Raw genomic sequence first — 23,571 nt, 5'->3', positions numbered from 1 at the left:
CAACCCAATGAAGATGCAAAAAGTTACGCTAACGCTCTTATCGGCCGTGTTATCGGTAGGAATGATTGCTGGCTGTGGCAATTCTACGAATGGCAGTGCAACTAAGAGTTCTAATGCACCGGCAACGGATGCGCCAAAAAAAGAAACGGCAACGCTTACGATGTGGGGAGGCGTGCCGGCTGAATCCGGTCCGCAGGCGGTTGTCGACGCTTGGAATGCTAAACACCCTGAAACGCAGGTCAAGTATGAACGCTTCGTCAACGACGATGCAGGGAACTTGAAGCTGGATACCGCGCTATCGGTGAATCAAGGCGTCGATCTGTTCGTGAACTACCAGCTTCCGATACTGAATCGCCGCGTGGATGCGGGTTATGCCTTAGATCTAAGCGAATTCAAAGAATACAATATCGATGACAAAATGGGCAAGGACGCGGCCAGCTGGAAAATCAAAGAGAAGTATTACGGGATGCCGACCAAGAAAAACATTTCGTTCGTCTGGATGAACAAGAATATGTTGGATGCAGCAGGCTTGCAAATGCCGGCACTGGACTGGACGCTTCAGGACATGACGCAATACGCGGCTAAATTGAAAGCGGATAAACGCTGGGGCTTCGTTCAGCATACGGCCGGATACTCGAATATTATGGATGGCGTTTCGGCCGGTATCGGGTTCACGAAAGCTGACGGCACGTCCAATTTGGACAATGCGGATTTAAAACCGGCTTATGAAGGCTTCTTCAACATGATGCATACCGACAAATCCATGCCGCCTTTAGGCGAGCAGTTAACGAGCAAAATGCCGGTGGATACGATGTTCCTCAAAGGCGAATCCGCGATGCTGGGCGCGGGCGAATTCGTGTTCCGCAGTGCGAACGATCTTAAAACGAATCCGCGCAGCTTCAAAATCGCATTTGCAACCATTCCTAAGGCAAGCAAAGACTCAAAGGACTACAAATACGCAGGCGGACTGGGCGACGTGATTTCCATTAACGCGAAGTCCAAATACAAGCAGCAAGCTTGGGAATTCTTGAAATGGTATGCGGATGGCGGCATGATGCCACTCGCAGCCGGAGGTAGAATTCCATCATCGAAGGACGTCAATCCGGACGAGGCGATCAAACTTTTGCTGGGCGCTAATGAAGCTACTTACGATATCGACTCTTTGAAAAAGGTTGTATTCGGCAAGTTCCCTACGCAAGTCATTTCGCTGCCGTCGCAAGTTGTTGATGCCCGACGTGAAGAGTACGAGAAATATTTCCTGAAAAATCAATCCCTTGATGTTACGCTGGGTGCAACGAGCAAACGTCATAATGAATTTTTGAAACAAAATAAAAAGTAAATCACGGTGAACGGGGGAAAGTGTTCCATAACGAGAACCTTTCCCTTTTCATTGCCATAAAGCTGAGGAGGGTTCAGTATGAACTGGGCGAAGCGACAACGGCTGTCGGGATACTTGTTCATTCTCCCGAATATGATCGGCGTCACGTTATTTTTCATCATTCCCGCATTGCTTTCGCTATTCATGATGTTTACGGATTATAAATTCACGTCTCCGTCCATCCATTTCATCGGGCTAAAAAACTTCACAAGAGTGTTCCGCGATCCGGTCTTTTATATTGCGATTAAAAATACTCTGCTCTTCATGGCCTCCGTACCGGTATCCATGGCGCTCGCTTTCATTGTTGCGCTGGTTTTGAATCGCAGTGTGTACATGAAAAAAGCGCTCAGAACGATGTATTTCATGCCTTACATCACAAGCGGCGTGGCAATCGCGTTCGTATGGATGCTTCTTTTTCAGCCGACGAATGGTCCGATTAATCATATGTTACGCGCTGTCGGGATCGCTAACCCGCCAGGGTGGTTGTCTACCACCCAATGGTCGATGTACGCCATTGATATCATCTGGATTTGGTTCTTGCTCGGCTACAACATGATTATTTACTTAGCTGCCCTTCAGGAGGTGCCTCAAGAGTTAACCGAGGCGGCCAAAATTGACGGCGCAAGCATGTGGAGAACCGTGTGGAACATTATTTGGCCTTTGGTCAGCCCATCGACGTTCCTCTTGTTAATCACCGGACTAATCGCATCCGTCAAAACCTTCGGTTTGATCGAGGCGGTGACACAAGGAGGGCCGGGCAACAGCACGACCATCCTTTCCCTTTTTGTGTACCATAATGCGTTCCGTTATTACGAGATGGGCTACGCTTCGGCGATCTCATGGATTCTATTCTTAATCATTTTCATCATCACCATCATTCAATGGGTCGGACAAAAACGCTGGGTGCATTATTGATCGATACCGGTACCGACCAGCTAAACTAACAAGCAAAGGCAGGGGGATCTATGGAAATCAGCAGAAATCCGGCATCCGCCATCGCGCCGGGCACAATATTGTATCGGATGAGTTGGAAAAAGACGCTTCTTACCGCAGTCATGTTCGCATTTGGACTTTTAATGATTGTACCGTTTCTATGGATGATCAGCACGTCATTCAAATCCCCCGATGAGGTATTCAGCTACCCCATTTCGTGGATTCCGAGCCACCCGGTGCTCGATCACCATATCAAGGTGTGGACTGGGGCAAACAGCTTCGTTACGTATTATAAAAATTCTTTGAAAATCGCTGTTATTTGCACGATAGGCGCTACGCTGCTGTCGGCATTCGCAGCTTATGGCTTTTCTCGGATTGAGTTTAAGGGCCGGAACGCGCTCTTTATGGTATATCTCTCCATGATGATGATTCCGCCGCAAGTTTTGTTCGTACCGAAGTTTATTATTTTTAATCAAATCGGCATTTATAACACGCATTGGGCGCTAATTCTGCCGGGTCTCTTTACGATATTCGGCGTCTTCTTGATGCGCCAGTTCTTCATGTCGATCCCTCAGGATATTACAGAGTCTGCCTTTATTGACGGAGCAGGTCACTTCCGTATTTTTTGGCAGCTGATGGTCCCTCTCGCCAAGCCCGCACTGGCTACGCTAGCGATCATTGATTTTTCTTGGCACTGGAACGATTACGAGAATGCGCTGGTGTTTCTAATCAATCGCGACTTGTATACCGTGCCGTTAGGCATGCAAAATTTCATTCTGGAATTTAACATCGATTATAACGGCATGATGGCGGCGACGACGGCGGGCATTGTTCCCATGCTGGTAGTGTTCTTAATCGGTCAAAACTATATCATTCAAGGGATTACAGGATCAGCGGTGAAAGGATAAGGTAATAGCCGCAACTTTGGCGTTATTCCAGAGCCTTGTACGGAACTATAGAATCGGGAAAATAAGTGCCTTCGTTCAGTGGATTCTCAAGTAGAGACCAAGCTGGCTGAGGCCACTGAAAAAGTCTGCGCCTCTACGTAGGTGTAATTACTGGCTCCCAGAGTAGCAACAAACAACTGGGCTTCCTTGATCTCACCTGTCTCGGCATCGACCACGGGGATCGTTGGACCTGCATAGTCGATAAATAGCTTTTCACCCGCCTTATGTTCCTGACGAAGGGTGAGCTGCAGCGTCTTCTTCCACTGGTTGAACCGCTCGCAAAACTGACTGTACTGATAGCCTTCAGGATATTGATTTTTGTACTCGATCCAGAGGAGTTGCAGTGTAACACCCTTTCTCTTGGATTCTTGATACAAGTAATTTCAGTCTGGCTCTGTACGCTTCTTCGGCCTCCAGTTGCTTTAGAAAATAACAATGATTCCACTTTACGTTCATCCAGATGTGCCGGAATGGGCCAAGTGAGATTGACATCTTTCGCTCTAGCAAGGATATTGCCGACGGTACTAGGGGATAGGGATAAACTTCGGGCGATAGCTCTTTCGCTTAGATCCGATTCGGCGTCCAAGCGTAGAACATCTAAAATGCGTGGCAAGGCGATCCTCCTTTGTTTGGGCATTGCTGTATACTCCTTTCTGCTAGTGTCCCGAAAGACATTCGCGAGAACGGAATGGTACACCTTTGCTAAAAGTGGATGCCATCCTGAGGGGAAAACTGGAAGAAAAAACTGTCCAAATGTTTCCGGAATGAGTGTCCAAAACTTTTCGGAATGAGTGTCCAACCATTACCGGAATACGCACTTACAGAGTGGTGTGTTTCATCTCTCCCGGTACAATACGAACTTCCCACTCCAGAAATTTGAAAAATTTGAGTAACGTTGTGGCCGGTACTACACGCCTCAGTAGAATAACCTGCTCAATGAGAGGCGCATTGTTCAAAAAAAGGAGGAGGAGATAAATAAAACAAGCAATAGCTTTGACTTTACAGGCTTCCCTAAAGAAGGTTTGCTATTCTTAAAAGATCTGCCCGGTAACATTAATAGTGATTGGTTTGAAGCTCATAAAATGACGTATCAAACTTGTGGTACACTAATGCGAATTTACTTTAGCAAAGATTAAGTCCTCGTAAATACATACGAGTGAACGGTCTCTTTGTACATTGTTATTCATTTTCGTTTTTTATCCCACACCTTTCTGTACGTATTATAAACAAATGGTTCCTTTACTTTGTATTCCTTACAAATACGCCGTAATTCATCGCGAGCTGAACCTAGAATATCCTTATATAATGTTCCTCCTCTTACTGGCCTCGTATGTTTTACCGGCGTTTTATCGATAATTGCCATTTTATCTTTTGGATAACCCAATAACTTGGGCCAAATGCTGTCCAGTCCCCAACCGGATTGACTTTTGGAAAATGACTTCCAACATTTTTGAAGGGCCTTTTTTGAGAAAATGGGAGCCATCACTTCTACAAAACTGGTGTAACGCAGTACATACTTATCTTTTTGTCGTGTAATTTCATGTGAATAATAGGAATCTCGCGTTAACGCAGGTTGGGCTAGAGATAACTGGTATTTCATAAAAATTTCAAACATCTTATTAATGGTTTTACAGTCGGTACTGATATCATCATCAGGTATCCATACCGCATCATATTTAAAAATATGCTCTCCGTACTTTTCTATAATCTTATATATTCGTGGCCATTTTGTTTCCTTCCCCTCGGAATAGAAGTCGCAATCGTTTCGGAAATTGCAGCCTCCCTTCCCATAATACTCCAGATATAAATCAAAATTTCTATATTTGGACGGCTTTATCCACTCTTTATGGAGAGAGTCATCCTGTACCCGTGCGATTACTAAAAACCGATTTCCCGTATCCTTGAAAGGTTTTATAGTATAAACCTCATTTCCCACTAGAAGTCACCCCGTTCTTGTTTTGCAATTGTGATGGCAACTTTGAATTTCTTTCTAACCTTCGAATCCCGCCTGAAACTTCAAGCTGCAGGAGTTGTATTTAAAATTGCAGCTACCAAATTATTATGAGACTTCTACATGAAAACCTGCGGGGTCATCCCCTATTCTCCATTTTAAACATCAAAAAGAAACAGAAATATGGGGATATGAAAGCATCACACATCCACATACGAGGAAACCTCTGTTTGTCATTTGTTATTCATTTCCGTTTTATCCCGCACCTTACCGTACGTATTAAATGCTTTTTTAACTTTGTATTCCTTACAAATACGCCGTAATTCATCGCGAGCTGAACCTTGAATATCCTTATATAATGTTCCTCCTCTTACTGGCCTCGTATGTTTTACCGGCGTTTTATCGATAATTGCCATTTTATTGTTCGAATAACCCAATAACTTGGGCCAGATAGAGCTCAGTCCCCAACCGGATTGACTTTTAGAAAATGACTTCCAACATTTTTGAAGGTCCTTTTTTGAGAAAATGGGAGCCATCACTTCTACAAAACTGGTGTAACGCAATACATACTTTTCTTTTTGTCGTGTAATTTCATGTGAATAATAGGAGTCCCGCGTTAACGCGGGTTGGGCTAGAGATAACTTGTATTTCATAAAAATTTTAAACATTTTATTAATGGTTTTACAGTCGGTACTGATATCATCATCAGGTATCCATACCGCATCATATTTAAAAATATGCTCTCCGTACTTTTCTATAATCTTATATATTCGTGGCCATTTTGTTTCCTTCCCCTCGGAATAGAAGTCGCAATCGTTTCGGAAATTGCAGCCTCCCTTCCCATAATACTCCAGATATAAATCAAAATTTCTATATTTGGACGGCTTTATCCACTCTTTATGGAGAGAGTCATCCTGTACCCGTGCGATTACTAAAAACCGATTTCCCGTATCCTTGAAAGGTTTTATAGTATAAACCTCATTTCCCACTAGAAGTCACCCCGTTTTGAGATATTCCTTCCCTTCATCCATATAAATAACGATAATCGAAAACATGTTTTTTTCTAATGGACAATTCGTTCGTCACAAATTCATCCCATGCGGTTAAAATAACAACATACCCGGTTTTCGAAAGCAGCGCATTTATGCTGGAGGCATACTCAACCGGCAGCGAATAAGCTTCTTTAAACTCTTGCATGGCCATAGGATCGTAAACGATTATGTTTCGGTATCCCTTTTGTATCAGCATCTCTATGATCCGTTTTGCCGGCGTTTCCCTTATGTCATTTGAATTCGGCTTAAAGGCCAAGCCTAAAATCCCTATTGTCTCCTCCGGCCCGACTTGTTCGGTTATATCTCTGACCACAAATTGTTGAATGTCTTCATTCACCTGGATTACGCTTTTTAATATATTCGGTGAGTACCCGTTCTTGATGGACTGACTAACTAATGCAAGCGTATCCTTAGGAAGGCAATACCCTCCGAAGCCGCAGCCCGGAAAAACATAGGATGTCATTGCAGCCGGAGTCCCAAACCATCTCTTGTCCCGGTGCAGTACTTGAAAGGCGGTTCTAATATCAATATCACCTATGGCTCTGGCGATTAATGATTGCTCATTCGCGAAACTAATGAGAGTGGCCAGTAACGTGTTAGATAAATATTTAATGAACTCTGCCGTTGTTAAACTAACCCGGTAAATCGGGGCCCGAAACGGCCCGTAAATATTTTCCGCAATTTCTCCGCTCCTATCGGACTCTTGACCGATAACGATCCTGTCAGGGTTCATAAAATTGCTCCAGGCATACCCCTCCCGCAAAAACTCGGGATTGTTGATTAGACCGACGTCCTCGCCCACCTTAAAACCTAGCGATTCTATATACGGCTTTATACATTCGCTTGTCGTTGCCGGCGGAACCGACGACTTAATGACCAGCACCTTAAACTGTGGTTTGGTTATACATTCGGTTACGCTTTTGACCGCATCGAAAATATAGCTTAAATCGGCGCTTCCATCCGCCCGGCTTGGGGTTCCTACACAAAAAAAGATGATTTCGCTCCTGTCGACAGCATCCTTTAAATCATCTACGATATGAAAGCGGTTATTCATATATTGATTCAGTTTCTCGTCAAGATAAGGCTCATAAAAAGGAACCATTCCTTTTCTCAGCCGTTCTGTCTTGACCACACTCGTATCGTAGCCGTAAACGAGGTAACCTTTATCACTGAAGCCTAGAGCGGTGGTCAAGCCGACAAAACCAAGTCCAATCACCGTTATCAATGAATGTTCCCCTCCTTATTAAGAAAAGTTAGAAATCGACGGACACCCTCGTTGACGAAAATCGCAGGGGAGTAATTCAGTAAGGTTTTCGCCTTTGTTATATCGGGGCACATAACAAAACGTTCGGGTCGGAGTCCCATCCGAATGCATGACGATATTTTTCTTCTCAACGATAGCATTGGCAAAATCGGCCGGCACCCGTTTATCACGAAGCCGCATGCCGGGACCGTAATTGTTAAACGGCCTTACAATCGATATGGGCATACGATATTTTTCGGCTTACAAATAGCAGAGAGTCTCCCCGAATCGCTTGGCCTCGTCGTAGCATGCGCGCGGCCCTATCATAGCTACATTGCCTCTATAATCTTCCGGGGTTGGGATATAATTCGGAAACGGATCGCCATACACCTCACTACTGGAGAAAAACAAAAATCCTTTTATGTCCTTATCCCTATAATAATCGAGTAAAGACCGCAGCCCCCACACATTGGCGTCAACAGTTTCCAGCGGATACATTCTATAGAAGGTCGGTGAAGCGATTGAGGCCATGTGGATAATAAAATCAACATCACCCATTTGCTCCGCATGAAACGATGTAAATCGAGTAACATCCGCGCTATGAAGTTCAACCCTTGGATTCGATTGGCTTAGTTCCGTAACCCACTTCGGTTTTCCAAGCTTAAAGTTGTCAATGCCAATTACTCTTTTAATTCCTAGCTGTTCGGAATACTCGGATAAAAACGACATGAAGTAATATCCCAAAAAGCACCTGCACAGCCGGTAATCAAAATCGATGCGTCCTTAAGTTTCCCTTTTTCACTCGAGTCTTTTGGAACATATACTGAAGATCGGTTTGATAGATCGTATTTTTGCTCATTTGGCCCATTTCTCTCCCTCCTCCAACGATGTCATGGAGTATATTTAACCGATTCCTGTTTTTTCGTTCGTAATCACGTATTCTATCCCTCGTTGTAAGCTTATTTTATGGTTCCACCCTAATTTGCGGAGTTCGGAAATATTGGCGCTTGACTCCATAATTTCATGTTCCCGATATGGAATGGCACCAAAATGCAGCTTCGTTTCGGATTGGGATAACCGATGAACCAGCTCTACAAAATGACGAACGGTCGTCGTCGTTCCTGTTCCTATTTCAAATTCGCTAAACCATGGAGAATCAGTTGGCCGCTGCTTTAGCAGCAAAGAATAGGCCGAAACGACGTCGTGGACATGTATAAAATCTCTCTTCTGATCGCCAGGTGTCAGTTGCAGCTCGGGAACTTGCTGTAAACAACTTTTTACAATATGGGTGGTGAACTTACTGTCGCTATCAAAGGATCCGTATATGTGCTCCAGCCGACAATTAAGAAAGTGAATTTTCTCCGCTGCACTTAATTGCTTACCCCATTCAAGGAACTGTTTTTTGGTCTGCGCATATTTGGCTAAGTGCCTATATCCGGCATTATTTTTATTAATAAAAGAATCCGTATTGATAAACATCCCGGACTGGTAGGAAGCAGCTATTTCCAGCAATTCCAGCGGAAACGAAACGTTAGCATTCAGCAGCTGCAAGGCCGATTCATCATTCCGGTCATACATGGTAGCGGTGTGAATGACCGCATCGATTGGACCGCATTGTATAAAAGGCCGCTCAAGCGGCTCTTCGTCGATATTGTAGACCGTTACTTCGGACAATATATCGGAAATTCTCCAAGTATTGGAGAAGCTTCTTTTTATAATAACCACTTCATATCCCTCTTTGACTAAAGCTCTCGTAAGGTGGCTGCCCAAAAAACCCGTAGAACCCGTTATGACTATTTTCATTTCGGCCGCCGTAACTCCTCTCCCGTATTCCACGGAGCCTTCCCTGATGCCCAAAGCTCCTCCAAATACTTTTTGTCCCGTAACGTATCCATCGGATGCCAAAAGCTGTTATGCTTGAACGCCATTAAATTTCCATTCTTAGCAAGGTTTTCGAGCGGCTGCTTCTCAAATACGGTTTCATCCCCTCCGGTTAAGTAAGCAAACACTTCCGGCTGAAGTACAAAGAAGCCAGCGTTAATCCAACCGCCATCCCCTTCTATTTTTTCTTGAAACTTCTCAACCTGTTGATCAGAGGAGATGGATAACATGCCGAATCTCCCTTGCGGCCTTGCAGCGGTCACGCTAGCCAGTTTCCCGTGGGAGCGGTGAAACTCGACTAATTTTTCAATATTAACGTCGCTGACACCGTCACCGTATGTCAACATAAAAGGCTCATTCCCGATATACTCCTGTACTCGCTTAATCCGTCCTCCCGTCAATGTGTGCAGTCCGGTTTCAACTAAGGTCACTTGCCAAGGCTCCGTGTAATGGCGGTGAATGATACATTTATTTTTTTTCAGGAAGTTAAAGGTCACATCTGAGTTATAGAGGAAGTAGTTGGAGAAATAATCTTTGATTACTTGACTCTTATACCCCAAGCAAATAACAAAATCATTGAAACCATAACTGGAGTAATGCTGCATAATGTGCCATAAAATTGGCTTATCCCCAATTTCGATCATCGGTTTTGGTTTTAAATGTGTTTCTTCGCTTAATCTTGTGCCAAATCCCCCTGCTAAAATAATAACTTTCATATTATCACTCCTTGCACTTGTCCTTTTCCCCGGACGATACTTGCGGTTCATAGATATTTAATGAAGGATGTACCAAATTTGTTTGGACAATCGTATTAGATTTTTAACTATTTGTTAAATCAACAATAAAGAATAACATAGCCTAAAAATAAGCCAGCCAGATCTTCTGGCTGACTGTAAGAGAGCAATTTTTTCAGTTCGATTCCACAACTTTACTAAATATCTTTTTATGCTCCTTTAGCCATTTCTCTTTACTAAAATGCTTGACTGCCCTTTTCCGTGCCTTGCTGCTCCAAGCTTTCCAATCCTTCATAATTATGGTGACTGCGTCTGCGGCGGCTTTGGCACTTGGGTAGTACATTTTCTCCCAACTAAACGGCACTTCCAGGGTGGTTCCTCCGTCTTTGCCTAATAATTCGGTCATCCCTCCACTACGAGACCCTATAACGGGGATCCCGCACGCCATGGCTTCTATTGGAACTGTAGGGCTTGGGTCATTGTATTTGAAATGCAGCAAAATATGTGTTTTTCGATAAAACTTCGGTGCATCTTCTTGCAAATAAGAATCCGTAATCCGGACATGTTTATCCAAACGCAATGAGCTTATTTTGCTTCGCACTTCCTTTTTAGCGTTTGGCCATTTCAGATTTCCGGCAATTTGGAGCTCCGCGCGAACCCCACTCTTTAATAACAGCGCTAATGTATCCAAGGCCAGTGTCACTCGTTCTTTATCATAGTGGCTTCCCATTACTAACAAACGGATTTTAGATAATGACGGGATCTTTTTAGGGGGGGTAAATGACGTTGTATCTACACAGTTATAAAGGATCGAAAACTTCCCGTTATACTGGCCTAGGAATTTATCGGCACTCATTTTGCAAAAATTACTTTGGTAAATGACCCAATCTGCTTGCTTACGTAAATTTCGACGCCGTTCATTCATATCTTTATAAGCTTTACCCGCCCATGCCGGAAAAGCGACCCCATTCTGGTTCCATACTAATTTGATACCGTTCTCCCTGCATACTTTCACCTTCTGCTCAGCACAAGCAGGCAGGTAGCTGCTCACTAAATACATAAGATTATAGTTTAACTTATCTTCAGGGAAATTCTCTCCGAGATGTCTTAGCTTCACTCTACCCCCAAAAACGATTTCCTTCGGCTTAGGCATCAGTCCGCCGTACGATATTCCTAATTTGTTATTGAAACTGTTCTTTTTCGGCACCAGCTGAACCATTCGATTCCAGCCTTCATGAAAGGCGAAGACCGGTTTATAATGGTCCCCCCATCTTTTTAAAGCCTCGCGAACAACCCATTCCACAACTTCACCATTAACCTCTATAGCTTTAGACAAATTGGAGCTATGCTTTCGGTATTTATACAGTGTTTCATCCACCCAGCGGCAACGATAGTATTCAAATAAACGTAATATAATGCTTCTGTCTTCAATATATCGTCCCTCATATGGATCATCCGTCGGCCAGCCTCCAACCCTTTTTAGAGCTGAAGTCCGATAGAACCTTGGACGGACCGTACAATCCTCCAGCAAAAAATCATATCCGTCTTTAAACTGTCTATATCTTCTTATATGAGCTTTCTTTTTCCCTTTCTTCATCCCGTCCCCAATATACATGAAATTCCCGTAAAATACGGCAACATCCTCCGATTGTTTATCTGCCTCTTGCTTAAGTCTTTCGATTGTATTTGGAAAAAACAAATCATCAGCATCCAGCTGGATCACATATGGAGTATCCACTAATTGTAAGGCAACATTTTGACTTTTAGATTGGCCTAAATTTTGTGGATTACGAATTAGGGTAACACGTGGATCCTTTAAAAACTTTTGGATCGTATCGATGCTGTTATCCGTAGATGCATCATCGACAATAATTAATTTCCAGTTTGTATACGTTTGATCAAAAACACTTTGCACAGCTTCTTTCAAATACCTTCCAGCATTGTATGAAGGCAACATTACAGTGACGTCATTTCCCATAGCGTTGTTTCCTCCTTTTTTTCCTAATCAGCAATTGCATATCCATTGACGGACGGATTCGTCTTTAACCGGATGAACAAATAGGATGTCCGGATTCCCTCTGGCTTGGATGCCCCCGTGAATCCAGCCCGCCTTCCGCTAACACCTTCATGTTCAGATTTCGGGATAAGGCGATAATCGTTTTGACAATGGCCGCGTCCCGCTCGTCCGTTGAAATATTCGTAATAAAGGAACGATCGATGTTCAATTTGTCGATGGATAAATCTTTGACACAGCTTAACGAAGAATACCCCGTCCCAAAATCATCCATGGAAATGGACACGCCCAAATATGATACGGTTCTCCGTAACGGGAATAACGGCTAAATTTGATTCCGTTGCTACAAAGGACAACCAGTTTAAAGGCGTCCTTTGTAAAAGTACTATCGTGCATATAAATAGGACTTCTCATGATGGCCAACAAATGCTTTCCATATGATCAAATTGTATGGATAGGTCCAATCCATATCTTGTTGGGCTTCATCAAGTATTTGGTGCAATCGGTTTTGTTGAATATGATTGACCCTCTTTGATCGAAGGCTACCCAGACAACTCATAACATTGTGTCATCTGATACGAAATGATGAAAGCTGTTCGTTTCAGGGCGATAAAAGCCAACCCCTTTTGCTTCCAACATCGTGTAAAAAACATTCCCTTTATTATCTGCATGCATACCGCCGGTGGTAGTGCCTTTGCTTCCGACTGATTGAACAGCCCTGTTAATCTCCGTAAGCGGCGTATAAAAGTTTCTTAAAACTGTGGTATCAATAGCATACAAATTTCGACCGGTTAACGGACATTAGTAAAGAGTTGAGCGATCTGATGATAGTGCAATTCCATCAACCCCGAGTCTTATGGGTTTGCTCTTAATACTGGCTGGTTGTCGATTTCAAAATGAAATCCTGGAAAGTCTTGTGTGCTATTGAGTCGATCAAGTACACGACGGAACGATTTTGTTCTCCAAATGCGGGGACAAGAATTGTTTGGCTGCTTGCAGTTTCCTATTTAGCCTGCTTTTTATCCCATACCTTACCATACGTAATAAATAGATTTTTAACGTTGTATTGCTTTCGAATACGGTGTAATTCATCGTATGAGGAGCCTTGAATATCCTGATATAATGTGCCTCCCCCTACTGGCCTCGTATGCTTAACCGGCGTTTTATCGATAATAGCTATTTTATTGTTGGGAAAAGCCAAAAACTTAGGCCAGATGTTGTCCAGTCCCCAACCGGATTGACTTAATTTAAATGATTTCCAGCATTTTTGAAGAGCTTTATTGGAGAATATGGGCACCATCACTTCTATAAAACTGGTGTATCGCAGTACATACTTTTTTTGTTGTCGTGTAATTTTATGAGAATAAAACGAGTCCATTGTTAAGGCGGGCTGGGCGAGAGATAACTCGTATTTCATAAAGGTTTTAAACATGTTATGAATGGTTTTACAGTCTACGCTGATATCATCGTCAGGGATCCATACAGCGTCATATTTAAAAATATGTTCGCGGTACTTCTGGATAATCTTATAGATTCTGGGCCACTTTGTTTCCTTTCCCTCCGAGTAGAAGTCACAATCGCTTCGAAAATCGCTGCCCCCATCCCCGTAATACTCCAAATACAAGTCAAAATTTTTATATTTGGATGGCTTTATCCACTCTTTATGGAGGGAGTCATCTCGTACCCGCGCGATGACTAAAAACCGTTTCCCCGTGTCCTTAAAAGGTTTTAAAGTGTAAACGTCATCCACCAGACCATCACCCCGATTCCATTAATTCAGACGTATAAATAGCGATAATCGAAAACGCGCTTGTTTCTAATGGACCTTTCGTTCGTTACAAATTCATCCCATGCGGTTAAAATAACAACATCCCTATTGTTTCCTTCGGGCAGACTTTTTCGGTTATTTCTCTGACCACAAATTGTTGAATGACTTCGTTCACCTGGATTGCACTTTTTAAAATATCCGGCGAGTACCCGTTCTTGATAGACTGACTAACTAACGCAAGCGTATCCTTGGGAAGGCAATAACCTCCGAAGCCGCAGCCCGGATAAACATAGGATGTCATTGCGGCCGGAGCCTCAAACCATCTCTTGTCCCGGTGCAGCACTTGAAAGGCAGTTCTAATATCAATATCACCTATGGCTCTGGCGATTAATGATTGCTCATTTGCGAAACTAATGAGAGTGGCCAGTACGTGTTAGATAAATATTTAATAAACTCTGCCGTAGTTAAACTACCCCGGTAAATCGGGGCTTGAAACGACCGGTAAATATTGTTCAGCTATTTATCCGCTCTTGTCGGACTCTTGACGATAACGATCCTGTCCGGATTCATAAAATCGCTCCAGGCATGCCCCTCCCGCAAAACTCGGGATTGTTGGTTAGACCGACGTCCTCGTCAACCTTAAAACCTAACGATTCTATATAAGGGTTTATACACTCGCTTGTCGTTGCCGGCGGAACCGACGACTTAATGACCAGCACCTTAAACTGCGGTTTGGTTATACATTCGGTTACGCTTTTGGCCGCATCGAAAATATAGCTTAAATCGGCGCTCCCATCAGCCTGGCTTGGGGTTCCTACACAAAAAAAGACGATTTCACTCTTGTCGATAGCGTCCTTTAAATCATCTACGATATGAAAGCGATTATTCATATATTGATTCAGTTTCTCGTCAAGATAAGGCTCGTAAAAAGGAACCATTCCTTTTCTCAACCGTTCTGTCTTGTCTTGACTCGTATCGTAGCCGTAAACGAGGTAATCTTTATCGCTGAAGCCTAGAGCGGTGGTCAAGCCGACAAATCCAAGTCCGATCACCGTTATCAATGGATGTTCCCCTCCTCTTTAAGAAAAGTTAGAAATCGATGGACACCCTCGGTTACGGAAATAGCAGGGGAATAGTACAGTAAGGTTTTCGCCTTTGTTATATCGGGGCATCGTCTGGACGGATTATGCGTTAAATAGCTTTTTTCTTCAGACTCCTTAAATTCGATCGACGGACTGAAATGATATATAGCCGAGCCTGCTTCTTTATAAATTTGGGCCAATTGTTTGATTGAAATTTCGGGCTGTTCCATGCCTATGTTAAAGTAATCGAACGGTTCGTACAGCAGTGCTTTTAGGTACCCGATAATCGCATCCGTCACATAACAAAACGTTCGTGTCGGAGTCCCGTCCGAATGCATGACGATACTCTTCTTTTCAACGAGAGCTTTGGCAAAATCGACCGGCACCCGTTTATCATGAAGCCGCATACCGGGACCGTAATTGTTGAACGGTCGGACAATTGATATGGGCATACGAAATTTTTCGGCGTACAAATAGCAGAGAGTCTCCCCGAATCGCTTGGCCTCGTCGTAGCATGCGCGCGGCCCTATCATGGCCACATTGCCTCTATAATCTTCCGGGGTTGGGATATAATTCGGAAACGGATCGCCATACACTTCACTACTGGAGAAAAACAAAAATCCTTTTATGTCCTTATCCCTATAATAATCGAGTAAAGACCGCAGTCCCCACACATTGGCGTCAACAGTTTCCAGCGGATACATTCTATAGAAGGTCGGTGAAGCGATCGAGGCCATGTGGATAATAAAATCAACATCACCCATTTGCTTCGCATGAAACGATGTAAATTGAGTAACATCCGCGCTATGAAGTTCAACCCTTGGATTCGATTGGCTTAGTTCCGTAACCCACTTCGGTTTTCCAAGCTTAAAGTTGTCAATGCCAATTACTCTTTTAATTCCTAGCTGTTCGGAATACTCGGATAAAAACGACATGAAGTAATATCCCAAAAAGCCGGCACAACCGGTAATCAAAATCGATGCGTTCTTAAGTTTCGCTTTCTCACTCGAGTCAAGATTTTGGAACATATACTGAAGGTCGGTCTGATAGATTGTATTGTTGCTCATTTGTCCCAATTATCTCCCTCCTCCAACCATGTCATGGAGTCAATTTAACCGATTCCTGTTTTTTTCGTTCATAATCGCGTATTTGATCCCTTGTTGTAAGCTTATTTTATGGTTCCACCCTAATTTGCGGAGTTCGGAAATATTGGCGATTGACTCCATAATTTCGTGCTCCCGATGCGGAATGGCACCAAAATATAGCTTCGTTCCGGATTGGGATAACTGATGAACCAGCTCTACAAAATGGCGAACGGTCGTCGTCGTTCCTGTTCCTATTTCAAATTCTCTAAACCAAGGAAAATTAGTCGGTAGCTGCTTTAGCAGCAAAGAATAGGCCGAAACGACGTCGTGAACATGTATAAAATCTCTCTTCTGATTGCCTGGTGTCAGTTGTAGCTCGGGAACTTGCTGTAAACAACTTTTTACAATATAGGTGGTGAACTTACTATCCGTATATGTGCTCCAGCCGACAATTAAGAAAGCGAATTTTCTCCGCTGCACTTAATTCCTTGCCCCATTCGAGGAACTGTTTTTTGGTCAGCGCATATTTGGCTAAGTGCCTATAACCGGCATTATTTTTATGAATAAAAGAATCCGTATTGATAAACATCCCGGTCTGGTAGGAAGCAGCCGTTTCCAGCAATTCCAGCGGAAACGAAACGTTAGCATTCAACAGTTGCAAGGCCGATTCATCATTTCGATCGTACTTGGTACCGGTGTGAATGACCGCATCGATTGGACCGCATTGTATAAAAGGCCGCTCGAACGGCTCTTCATCGAGATTGAAGACCGTTACTTCGGACAATATGTCGGAAATTCTCCAAGTATTGGAGAAACTTCTTTTTACAATAATCACTTCATAACCTTCTTTGACTAAAACTCTCGTAAGGTGGCTACCCAAAAATCCCGTAGAACCCGTTATTACTATTTTTATTTCAGCCGCCGTACCGCCTCTCCCGTATTCCACGGGGCTTTCCCTGATGCCCAAAGCTCCTCCAAATACTCTTTGTCTCGTAACGTATCCATCGGATGCCAAAAGCTGTTATGCATGAACGCCATTAATTGTCCATCCTTAGCAAGGTTCTCGAGCGGCTGCTTCTCAAATACGGATTCATCCCCGCCAGTTAAGTAAGCAAACACTTCCGGCTGCAGTACAAAGAAGCCAGTGTTAATCCAACCATCATCCCCTTCTATTTTTTCTTGAAACTTCTCTACCTGTTGGTCAGAGGAGATGGATAACATGCCGAATCTCCCTTGTGGCCTTGTAGCGGTTACTGTAGCCAGTTTCCCGTGGGAGCGGTGAAACTCGACTAATTTTGCAATATTAACGTCGCTGACACCGTCGCCGTATGTCAACATAAAAGGCTCGTTCCCGAAATACTTCTGTACTCGTTTAATCCGCCCTCCCGTCAATGTGTGCAGTCCGGTTTCAACTAAGGTCACTTGCCAAGGCTCCGCAGAGTGGCGGTGAATGATACATTCATTTTTTTCCCGGAAGTCAAAGGTCACATCAGAGTTATTGAGGAAGTAGTTGGAGAAATAGTTTTTGATTACTTGACTTTTATACCCCAAGCAAATAACAAAATCATTGAAACCATAACTGGAGTAATGCTGCATAATGTGCCATAAAATTGGCTTATCCCCAATTTCGATCATCGGTTTTGGTTTTAAATGAGTTTCTTCGCTTAATCTTGTGCCAAAACCCCCTGCTAAAATAATAACTTTCATAATATCACTCCTTGCACTTGTACTTTTCCCCGGACGATACTTGCGGTACATAAATATTTAATGAAGGATGTACCAAATTTGTTTGGACAAAATATTAGATATTTAACTATTTGTTGATTTCTGACAAATTTATTCCAACCATTGGAATTCGATAGGGCTTATCCAAGGTTTGGATCGGCATAGCTTACTTCGGAAAACTTTATGACTATATGTATTACTGCCCTACTCTCGCAAGAAAAATTGTTCAATCCCTTCCTTTTGCCCTTCATCCAGGATAGGGATCTTCCCTTCTTGAATCAGTCTATCCATCACCAGCTGATACTGCTTCGGAACCTTGCCCATCGTTGAAGTTAAATCTGCAAGCCGCTGTGCAATTTGAATCTCCGTGAAGTAAAGGGGACGGTAATAAAATAACCCGCCTTTGGTTCGTAGCAATTGGTGCTCTTTTTGATTAGCAAATTTTTCAATTTCAATATGGATGCGCGCTTGTGAAAGTGACTTACCCATTAAGTGATAAACTCTGTGTTCCAATACATTGAGACTGAGATAACTATTACCGCTGTTTTGATATTGAACATACACATATTGGATGGCACCCGAAATCCGTTCTGAGGACTGGGGTGAAATCCCCTTATCCTGTGCAAGCTGTTCGGCTATTGAGAAGGGAATCGATGCTATTTTATTTCATAGGGGTGATTTTCCAATATTTCGATCGCCCGGGGGCCAAGTTTTTGATGGATTTCATGAATCTTTTTCTGAGACAACGAGAACCTGCTTAAATAATTAATGAGATTTGGAAGCGTATAACAGTGATTTAAGTAATAGGTATCACTTTTCGTCTTAGCTGCTTAAAAAGAGTTACCGGTATAATCGTTTCGCCGCGCAATGCGCAGCGTATAGCAATAATAAGTTGCTCGCGCGTTGCAGTCTTGTCGATAAAACCGGAAATTCCCGCTTCAACAACGATATTAAAATGAGGAGTAATGTCATACCCGGTATAGATTAAAATTGGTGCATCTAAATGAAGATCATTTATCCTTCTAGTTAATTCCCCCCGTTTATGACAGGCATATTCAAATCGATTATCAACAGGTCGAACATTTCGCATTTAAGCAACTCTAACGCTTGCATGCCCATAGAAACTACGGTTGCCTTCATGTCGCTTTCTTCTTCGATCATATATTTGGTACCTTGACCGACCGAAGGATGATCATCAACCATTATAATGAGAATCACGCGGATTCTCCTCTCCTATTTCAGAAATGACGGGGCTTACGGCTGCCGGCATCCAAATCGAAACCTCAAAACCATGCCCCGGGGCTGATCGGAATCTAGTTTCTCCTTCGAGACTGGCGACTCTTTCTTTGATGCCAAACAACCCCATGTGTTTAAAGGAGGATTGATGTTGTTCCAGATTCATGCCTACACCATTATCACGATAAAAGAACTAAATCTTTTCATTTGCACACGATAATTTCATATCCACCCGGGATGCATGTGAACGTCGTGTTGCATTCCTTAGAAGTTCCTGAACAATGCGATAAAGAGCCAATAATTGATCATCATCCAATACGGCTTGAAAACCTGACTTGTCGAAATTGAGCACGTAATTCGTACGGAGCCGTACTTGCATAAATAAATTCTCAAAGACTTCTACAATACCAATTTCTTTTAAGAATGGCGGCAGCAATTCGTTACAGGTTTCACGGATTTGTCCAACCACATCCAGAAGCCCTTCTTTAACTTGATTCAACTCTTTCTTCTTATCATCCTGTATGTCATCGTCGATTAATATGCTTTCAAGCTTGTGGTACCTTTTTGTTCTTCTTTCCTTTCTTTAGGTTCTACAGAAGATAAGTTGGATAACATATGATATAATGGACAAGGTTTGCCTGGCAGTTCAGGTATTTTTAACAAATATTACTTACGAAGACAATTATGCTGCAGCAAATCTCAGCTTATGCTTACGATGCAAGTTTTCTATCGAAAACGCTTAGGAGGAACTTATGGGAAAAGTTTTTATTTGTGATCATCCGCTTATTCAACACAAACTTACATACATTCGGGATGAGAATACGAAAACGAAAGATTTTCGTGAGCTCGTTGACGAAGTAGCGACTTTAATGGCCTATGAAATTACGAGAAGTCTTCCACTTGAGCATGTGCAAGTAAAAACGCCGGTGACAACAGCGGACTGCCGCATGATTGCAGGAAGAAAGCTCGGACTGATCCCGATTTTGCGCGCAGGTCTAGGTATGGTGGAAGGCGTATTGAAGCTTATTCCTGCAGCTAAGGTAGGACATGTGGGTCTTTACCGTGATCCCGATACGCTTCAGCCTGTCGAATATTATGTCAAGCTGCCTACGGACGTTCAGGAGCGGGAGCTCATCGTCATCGATCCGATGCTGGCCACCGGCGGTTCTGCGAATGCAGCCATTGAGGTGTTGAAGAAAAGAGGCTGCACGCAAATCAAGCTCATGTGCCTGATCGCTGCGCCTGAAGGCGTCAAAGCTGTGCAAAATGAGCATCCGGACGTCGATATTTACGTAGCAGCAGTTGACGATTGCTTGAACGATCACGGCTACATCGTGCCGGGCCTCGGCGACGCCGGAGATCGGTTGTTCGGAACGAAATAGTTGAAATTGTGAGGTGTGACAACCTCTTAAGGGAGAGAAAAAAGCGATGATGAAACGTTTGAAAGTCATTACCATCTTCGGAACGAGACCGGAAGCGATCAAAATGGCTCCGCTCATTCTGGAGCTGCAAAAGCATCCTGAGCATATCGAATCGCTCGTCTGCGTTACGGCACAGCATCGCCAGATGCTCGATCAGGTGCTGGACATTTTCAAAATCACGCCAGACTATGATTTGAACGTCATGAAGGACCGCCAGACATTGAATGAGATTACCATTCGAGTGCTGCAAGGATTGGAGCCTGTGTTCCAAGAGGCTAAGCCGGACCTGATCCTCGTTCATGGGGATACGCTTACTACATTCCTCGCCAGTTATGCGGCGTTCATGCAGCAAATCCAAGTGGGTCATGTCGAAGCAGGCCTACGCACGTGGAACAAAATGTCTCCGTATCCGGAAGAGATGAACCGCCAGCTGACCGGCGTGCTCTCGGATCTGCATTTTGCGCCGACGGAGCAATCCGCCGACAATTTGCGCAAGGAGAACAAGCCCGAGTCCCGCATCTATGTAACGGGCAATACGGTTACCGATGTGTTCCAGTATACGGTTCAGAAGGACTTCAACCATCCGGTTCTGGAGTGGGCTGCCGGCCGCAAGCTGATCTTGATGACGGCTCATCGCCGTGAAGCGCAAGGCGAGCCGCATCGTCAGATTTTCCGGGCCGTAAAGCGGATTGCCGATGAGTTTGAAGATATCGCGATCGTTTATCCGGTCCATCTAAGTCCGGCGGTGAGAGAGCCGGCTTACGAAATCCTTGGCGATCATCCACGGATTAAGCTGATGGAGCCTCTAGATGTTTTCGAACTCCATAATTTATATCCGCAGACGCACATGATCCTGACCGATTCGGGAGGTCTTCAGGAAGAAGCGCCTTCATTCGGTATTCCAGTTCTTGTTCTGCGTGACACGACAGAACGTCCGGAAGGTATCGAAGCAGGCACTTTAGAGCTTGTCGGTACGGACGAGGAAACAGTCTACAACCGCGCTCGCGCGCTGTTGACCGACCCGGATTTATACAATAAAATGAGCCAAGCTGCCAACCCTTACGGGGATGGAAAAGCATCCCAGCGCATCGTGCAGGCTATTCTTCACCATTTTGGCAAGAACCCTAATCGCCCCGACGCGTTCTAACCGTGACAAAATCATGACAAACGCTACAGCGTACAGTTCAACTGTTTGGTTTGAAAATTCGCAAACCCTAGAGCCGCAAGGGTTTGCGAATTTACCTACAGTAAATGTTTGAATTAGCGTGAATTGACAAAAGAAAGACAGCTTCGATACAATATATGAGGATTCACCTGCATGGCCCAAAATCCCTGTAGAAGCGAAAGGCGTGGACGATTTGAAATCTCCAAGGCCAGATGACAATCCATGGCGTGCTGCGGGTCTTGTATCTGCGATCGGATTAGAGATCGTAATCTGCACGGCTATCGGATACGTATGCGGGAAGTATCTCGGTGGCTCAAAAGGGTGGATCATAGCTGGCGTGATGATCGGTTTCTTTCTCGGTATCGGCACCGCAGTGATGATGCTCAAGAAGTTCTTGGAGGACGACCGACGTGAATGACCAGTTGAAAACCCTTTATCGAGCAGAGCTTATCTGCATCTCTGTCTGCTTGCTCATATGGAGCGTAGCTCCATCTTATCGGACTTATGCGATAGGATTTGTAGTAGGATCCATTGTAAGCGCCATTAATGCATGGATGCTTATGATGAAAATTAAGTCCGTATCCCTGCAAGGTGAAAATGCGGCTCCGAAGCGTTTGAACGCTGGATTTATATCCAGAGCTTGCATGGCCATCATTGCCATGATGGTTGCAGTAAAGTTTCCAGAGCAAGTCAGTGTAGTTTTCACCATTATTGGATTATTTTATGTCCAAATGGTTACACTCCTGATGGGTATACTTTTTATTTTTAAACGTAAATCGTGAGTGCATGGAAAGGGGTGAAAAGGTAAATGCATGAGTTTCCCGTGCTACACATTGGTGGTTTAAATATTGATTTATCAACATTTTTGGCGATTATTGTGACTTTTGTTATCGTATTGGTGACCGCGCTCGTCTCCGTAAGAAATTTGTCGGTTACGAATCCTTCCAAAATGCAAAACTTCTTGGAGTGGGTTGTCGAGTTCGTTCACAATCTGATTGCCAGCACCATGCCGCTTAAGTATGCGAAGGCCTACATTTCATTGGGCATGACATTAATTATGTTCATTTTTGTTGCCAACCTGTTGGGTCTACCATTCGGTATCGTTACTGAACACCATCATGAATTTAAGCTGTTCGGTCAGACGGTTCTGTCTGAAGCGACGATTCACGAACTGGAGGCAAAAGGAAAACACGCAGAGATCGCATGGTGGAAATCGCCGACTGCGGATGTGTCCGTTACTTTTGGTCTAGCAGTAATCGTATTCGTATTGACCCATATTCTAGGACTTACGCGTAATACGAAGCATTATTTAAAACACTATTTTGAACCATTCTGGTTCTTCTTCCCTCTGAATGTAATCAAAGAAATTTCCAAGCCACTTACACTTGGCTTGCGTTTGTATGCGAACATTTTCGCTGGGGAAGTTTTGATCGCAACAATTTTGATGGCTGGCGGCTTTGGTATTCCGCTCTTGATTGGCTGGCAAGCTTTCAGTATTTTCGTAGGTGCAATTCAAGCGTTCTTGTTTACAATCCTTACGATGGTATACATTTCGCAGGCGACCGTACACGAAGAACATTAATTAAAGTCCAATTCAACCGATTCAGGTTGAGATGAGATATTGTAAATTAACTAAAAACTTAACTTTTATTGAGGAGGATTTACAAAATGGAATTTTTAGCAGCGTCTTTAGCAATTGGTTTAGGAGCATTAGGTGCAGGTATTGGTAACGGTTTGATCGTGAGTAAAACAGTTGAGGGTATCGCTCGTCAACCTGAGCTTCGCGGAACTTTACAAACAACGATGTTTATCGGGGTTGGTATCGTCGAGGTTGTTCCGATTATCGGTGTTGTACTTGGATTCCTGATCTTCTTTGGAGCTTAATCTCAAAGATGAGTAGGTTTGGCGGGGAGGGCCTAGTCCATCCGCGCCTTCGTTTTGCTTGAGATGACCGAA

At 43.7% G+C, this 23,571-nt stretch carries 24 protein-coding genes and 4 pseudogenes; 9 read left to right on the top strand and 19 right to left on the bottom strand.

Going from position 1 to position 23,571, the window contains the following annotated elements:
* Positions 1–7: 7 nt before the first annotated feature.
* The 3 genes from ICC18_RS30105 to ICC18_RS30095 all read left to right on the top strand — a co-directional run bounded on the left by ICC18_RS30105 (position 8) and on the right by ICC18_RS30095 (position 3,219).
* On the top strand, positions 8–1,339 hold the full coding sequence (locus ICC18_RS30105) for an ABC transporter substrate-binding protein (RefSeq protein ID WP_188178113.1): 1,332 nt from the start codon (positions 8–10) through the stop codon (positions 1,337–1,339).
* A gap of 78 nt (positions 1,340–1,417) precedes the next feature.
* On the top strand, positions 1,418–2,293 hold the full coding sequence (locus ICC18_RS30100; protein ID WP_188178112.1) for a carbohydrate ABC transporter permease: 876 nt from the start codon (positions 1,418–1,420) through the stop codon (positions 2,291–2,293).
* Between the two features lie 107 nt (positions 2,294–2,400).
* Positions 2,401–3,219 carry a carbohydrate ABC transporter permease gene (locus tag ICC18_RS30095; protein WP_376745679.1) on the top strand — a complete coding sequence of 273 codons (819 nt, stop codon included), beginning with the start codon at positions 2,401–2,403 and terminating at the stop codon, positions 3,217–3,219.
* A gap of 128 nt (positions 3,220–3,347) precedes the next feature.
* On the opposite strand, the pseudogene ICC18_RS30090 reads toward ICC18_RS30095, so the two are convergent.
* From ICC18_RS30090 to ICC18_RS30000, 19 genes and pseudogenes are all read right to left on the bottom strand, one after another.
* A pseudogene (locus tag ICC18_RS30090) lies at positions 3,348–3,635 on the bottom strand (IS21 family transposase); the annotation flags it as partial.
* An 806-nt stretch (positions 3,636–4,441) separates the two neighbouring features.
* A complete protein-coding gene (locus tag ICC18_RS30085; RefSeq protein WP_188178109.1) occupies positions 4,442–5,194 on the bottom strand; it encodes a DUF707 domain-containing protein in 753 nt (250 codons plus the stop codon).
* A 248-nt stretch (positions 5,195–5,442) separates the two neighbouring features.
* The gene (locus ICC18_RS30080) at positions 5,443–6,198 is read right to left on the bottom strand and encodes a DUF707 domain-containing protein (RefSeq protein WP_188178108.1); all 756 of its coding nucleotides are present in this window, start codon (positions 6,196–6,198) and stop codon (positions 5,443–5,445) included.
* Between the two features lie 34 nt (positions 6,199–6,232).
* On the bottom strand, positions 6,233–7,477 hold the full coding sequence (locus tag ICC18_RS30075; protein ID WP_312029635.1) for a UDP-glucose dehydrogenase family protein: 1,245 nt from the start codon (positions 7,475–7,477) through the stop codon (positions 6,233–6,235).
* A 27-nt stretch (positions 7,478–7,504) separates the two neighbouring features.
* Positions 7,505–8,233: pseudogene (locus tag ICC18_RS30070) on the bottom strand (NAD-dependent epimerase/dehydratase family protein).
* Between the two features lie 174 nt (positions 8,234–8,407).
* The gene (locus ICC18_RS30065; RefSeq protein WP_188178106.1) at positions 8,408–9,307 is read right to left on the bottom strand and encodes an NAD-dependent epimerase/dehydratase family protein; all 900 of its coding nucleotides are present in this window, start codon (positions 9,305–9,307) and stop codon (positions 8,408–8,410) included.
* Positions 9,304–10,101, bottom strand: coding sequence for a glucose-1-phosphate cytidylyltransferase (rfbF, locus tag ICC18_RS30060; RefSeq protein ID WP_188178105.1), 798 nt, complete (start codon positions 10,099–10,101; stop codon positions 9,304–9,306). Before rfbF (ICC18_RS30060) ends, ICC18_RS30065 begins: the two co-directional genes overlap by 4 nt.
* A 193-nt stretch (positions 10,102–10,294) precedes the next feature.
* Positions 10,295–12,097, bottom strand: coding sequence for a glycosyltransferase (locus ICC18_RS30055; protein WP_188178104.1), 1,803 nt, complete (start codon positions 12,095–12,097; stop codon positions 10,295–10,297).
* Positions 12,098–12,161: 64 nt separating this feature from the next.
* Positions 12,162–12,425 (bottom strand): EAL domain-containing protein, encoded by a 264-nt coding sequence (locus ICC18_RS30050; RefSeq protein ID WP_223192998.1) that lies wholly within the window; start codon positions 12,423–12,425, stop codon positions 12,162–12,164.
* A 93-nt stretch (positions 12,426–12,518) separates the two neighbouring features.
* A pseudogene (locus ICC18_RS30045) lies at positions 12,519–13,095 on the bottom strand (L-dopachrome tautomerase-related protein); the annotation flags it as partial.
* Positions 13,096–13,136: 41 nt separating this feature from the next.
* A complete protein-coding gene (locus tag ICC18_RS30040; protein ID WP_188178102.1) occupies positions 13,137–13,883 on the bottom strand; it encodes a DUF707 domain-containing protein in 747 nt (248 codons plus the stop codon).
* Positions 13,884–13,989: 106 nt separating this feature from the next.
* Positions 13,990–14,277 (bottom strand): hypothetical protein, encoded by a 288-nt coding sequence (locus ICC18_RS34100; protein WP_312029634.1) that lies wholly within the window; start codon positions 14,275–14,277, stop codon positions 13,990–13,992.
* 190 nt (positions 14,278–14,467) lie between these two features.
* A complete protein-coding gene (locus tag ICC18_RS34095; RefSeq protein WP_312029633.1) occupies positions 14,468–14,953 on the bottom strand; it encodes an NAD(P)-binding domain-containing protein in 486 nt (161 codons plus the stop codon).
* A gap of 5 nt (positions 14,954–14,958) precedes the next feature.
* Positions 14,959–16,050 (bottom strand): NAD-dependent epimerase/dehydratase family protein, encoded by a 1,092-nt coding sequence (locus ICC18_RS30030; RefSeq protein ID WP_188178101.1) that lies wholly within the window; start codon positions 16,048–16,050, stop codon positions 14,959–14,961.
* A gap of 39 nt (positions 16,051–16,089) precedes the next feature.
* Positions 16,090–16,957: pseudogene (locus ICC18_RS34895) on the bottom strand (NAD-dependent epimerase/dehydratase family protein); the annotation flags it as partial.
* A gap of 20 nt (positions 16,958–16,977) precedes the next feature.
* Positions 16,978–17,775 (bottom strand): glucose-1-phosphate cytidylyltransferase, encoded by a 798-nt coding sequence (gene rfbF, locus ICC18_RS30020; protein WP_188178100.1) that lies wholly within the window; start codon positions 17,773–17,775, stop codon positions 16,978–16,980.
* A 222-nt stretch (positions 17,776–17,997) separates the two neighbouring features.
* Positions 17,998–18,444 carry a hypothetical protein gene (locus tag ICC18_RS30015; RefSeq protein ID WP_312029632.1) on the bottom strand — a complete coding sequence of 149 codons (447 nt, stop codon included), beginning with the start codon at positions 18,442–18,444 and terminating at the stop codon, positions 17,998–18,000.
* Positions 18,445–18,819: 375 nt separating this feature from the next.
* The gene (locus ICC18_RS34090; protein WP_312029628.1) at positions 18,820–19,011 is read right to left on the bottom strand and encodes a response regulator; all 192 of its coding nucleotides are present in this window, start codon (positions 19,009–19,011) and stop codon (positions 18,820–18,822) included.
* 211 nt (positions 19,012–19,222) lie between these two features.
* Positions 19,223–19,528, bottom strand: coding sequence for a sensor histidine kinase (locus tag ICC18_RS30000; RefSeq protein ID WP_188178098.1), 306 nt, complete (start codon positions 19,526–19,528; stop codon positions 19,223–19,225).
* A gap of 253 nt (positions 19,529–19,781) precedes the next feature.
* Here ICC18_RS30000 and upp point away from each other — a divergent pair, with 253 nt between their 5' ends.
* The 6 genes from upp (at position 19,782) to atpE (ending at position 23,499) form a co-directional block, all read left to right on the top strand.
* Positions 19,782–20,411 (top strand): uracil phosphoribosyltransferase, encoded by a 630-nt coding sequence (upp, locus tag ICC18_RS29995; protein WP_188178097.1) that lies wholly within the window; start codon positions 19,782–19,784, stop codon positions 20,409–20,411.
* 49 nt (positions 20,412–20,460) lie between these two features.
* Positions 20,461–21,597: a non-hydrolyzing UDP-N-acetylglucosamine 2-epimerase gene (wecB, locus tag ICC18_RS29990; protein ID WP_188178146.1), complete on the top strand. Its 1,137-nt coding sequence runs from the start codon at positions 20,461–20,463 to the stop codon at positions 21,595–21,597.
* A 202-nt stretch (positions 21,598–21,799) separates the two neighbouring features.
* Positions 21,800–22,033 (top strand): hypothetical protein, encoded by a 234-nt coding sequence (locus ICC18_RS29985; protein WP_312029627.1) that lies wholly within the window; start codon positions 21,800–21,802, stop codon positions 22,031–22,033.
* Positions 22,026–22,397 carry an ATP synthase subunit I gene (locus ICC18_RS29980; protein WP_188178095.1) on the top strand — a complete coding sequence of 124 codons (372 nt, stop codon included), beginning with the start codon at positions 22,026–22,028 and terminating at the stop codon, positions 22,395–22,397. Before ICC18_RS29985 ends, ICC18_RS29980 begins: the two co-directional genes overlap by 8 nt.
* Before the next feature lie 26 nt (positions 22,398–22,423).
* Positions 22,424–23,197, top strand: a complete 774-nt coding sequence (gene atpB, locus ICC18_RS29975; RefSeq protein ID WP_188178094.1) for a F0F1 ATP synthase subunit A — start codon at positions 22,424–22,426, stop codon at positions 23,195–23,197.
* An 86-nt stretch (positions 23,198–23,283) separates the two neighbouring features.
* Complete coding sequence (gene atpE, locus ICC18_RS29970) at positions 23,284–23,499, top strand: F0F1 ATP synthase subunit C (protein WP_188178093.1); 216 nt, start codon at positions 23,284–23,286, stop codon at positions 23,497–23,499.
* The last annotated feature ends 72 nt before the right edge of the window (positions 23,500–23,571 follow it).

It is taken from the genome of Paenibacillus sedimenti, from assembly GCF_014534655.1.
Classification (GTDB): domain Bacteria; phylum Bacillota; class Bacilli; order Paenibacillales; family NBRC-103111; genus Paenibacillus_E; species Paenibacillus_E sedimenti.
The sequence above is the reverse complement of the archived record's forward strand: the minus strand, read 5'-3'. Positions and strand labels throughout refer to the sequence as shown.

What these genes read in the sequence shown, in the direction of transcription:
- ICC18_RS30065 (WP_188178106.1), bottom strand. Translation starts at nt 9,307, where the DNA reads ATGAAAATAGTCATAACGGGTTCTACGGGTTTTTTGGGCAGCCACCTT.
- ICC18_RS30030 (WP_188178101.1), bottom strand. Translation starts at nt 16,050, where the DNA reads ATGAGCAACAATACAATCTATCAGACCGACCTTCAGTATATGTTCCAA.
- ICC18_RS30095 (WP_376745679.1), top strand. Translation starts at nt 2,401, where the DNA reads ATGAGTTGGAAAAAGACGCTTCTTACCGCAGTCATGTTCGCATTTGGA.
- atpB (WP_188178094.1), top strand. Translation starts at nt 22,424, where the DNA reads ATGCATGAGTTTCCCGTGCTACACATTGGTGGTTTAAATATTGATTTA.
- ICC18_RS30100 (WP_188178112.1), top strand. Translation starts at nt 1,418, where the DNA reads ATGAACTGGGCGAAGCGACAACGGCTGTCGGGATACTTGTTCATTCTC.
- upp (WP_188178097.1), top strand. Translation starts at nt 19,782, where the DNA reads ATGGGAAAAGTTTTTATTTGTGATCATCCGCTTATTCAACACAAACTT.
- ICC18_RS30105 (WP_188178113.1), top strand. Translation starts at nt 8, where the DNA reads ATGAAGATGCAAAAAGTTACGCTAACGCTCTTATCGGCCGTGTTATCG.
- rfbF (WP_188178105.1), bottom strand. Translation starts at nt 10,101, where the DNA reads ATGAAAGTTATTATTTTAGCAGGGGGATTTGGCACAAGATTAAGCGAA.
- ICC18_RS30055 (WP_188178104.1), bottom strand. Translation starts at nt 12,097, where the DNA reads ATGGGAAATGACGTCACTGTAATGTTGCCTTCATACAATGCTGGAAGG.
- atpE (WP_188178093.1), top strand. Translation starts at nt 23,284, where the DNA reads ATGGAATTTTTAGCAGCGTCTTTAGCAATTGGTTTAGGAGCATTAGGT.
- rfbF (WP_188178100.1), bottom strand. Translation starts at nt 17,775, where the DNA reads ATGAAAGTTATTATTTTAGCAGGGGGTTTTGGCACAAGATTAAGCGAA.
- wecB (WP_188178146.1), top strand. Translation starts at nt 20,461, where the DNA reads ATGAAACGTTTGAAAGTCATTACCATCTTCGGAACGAGACCGGAAGCG.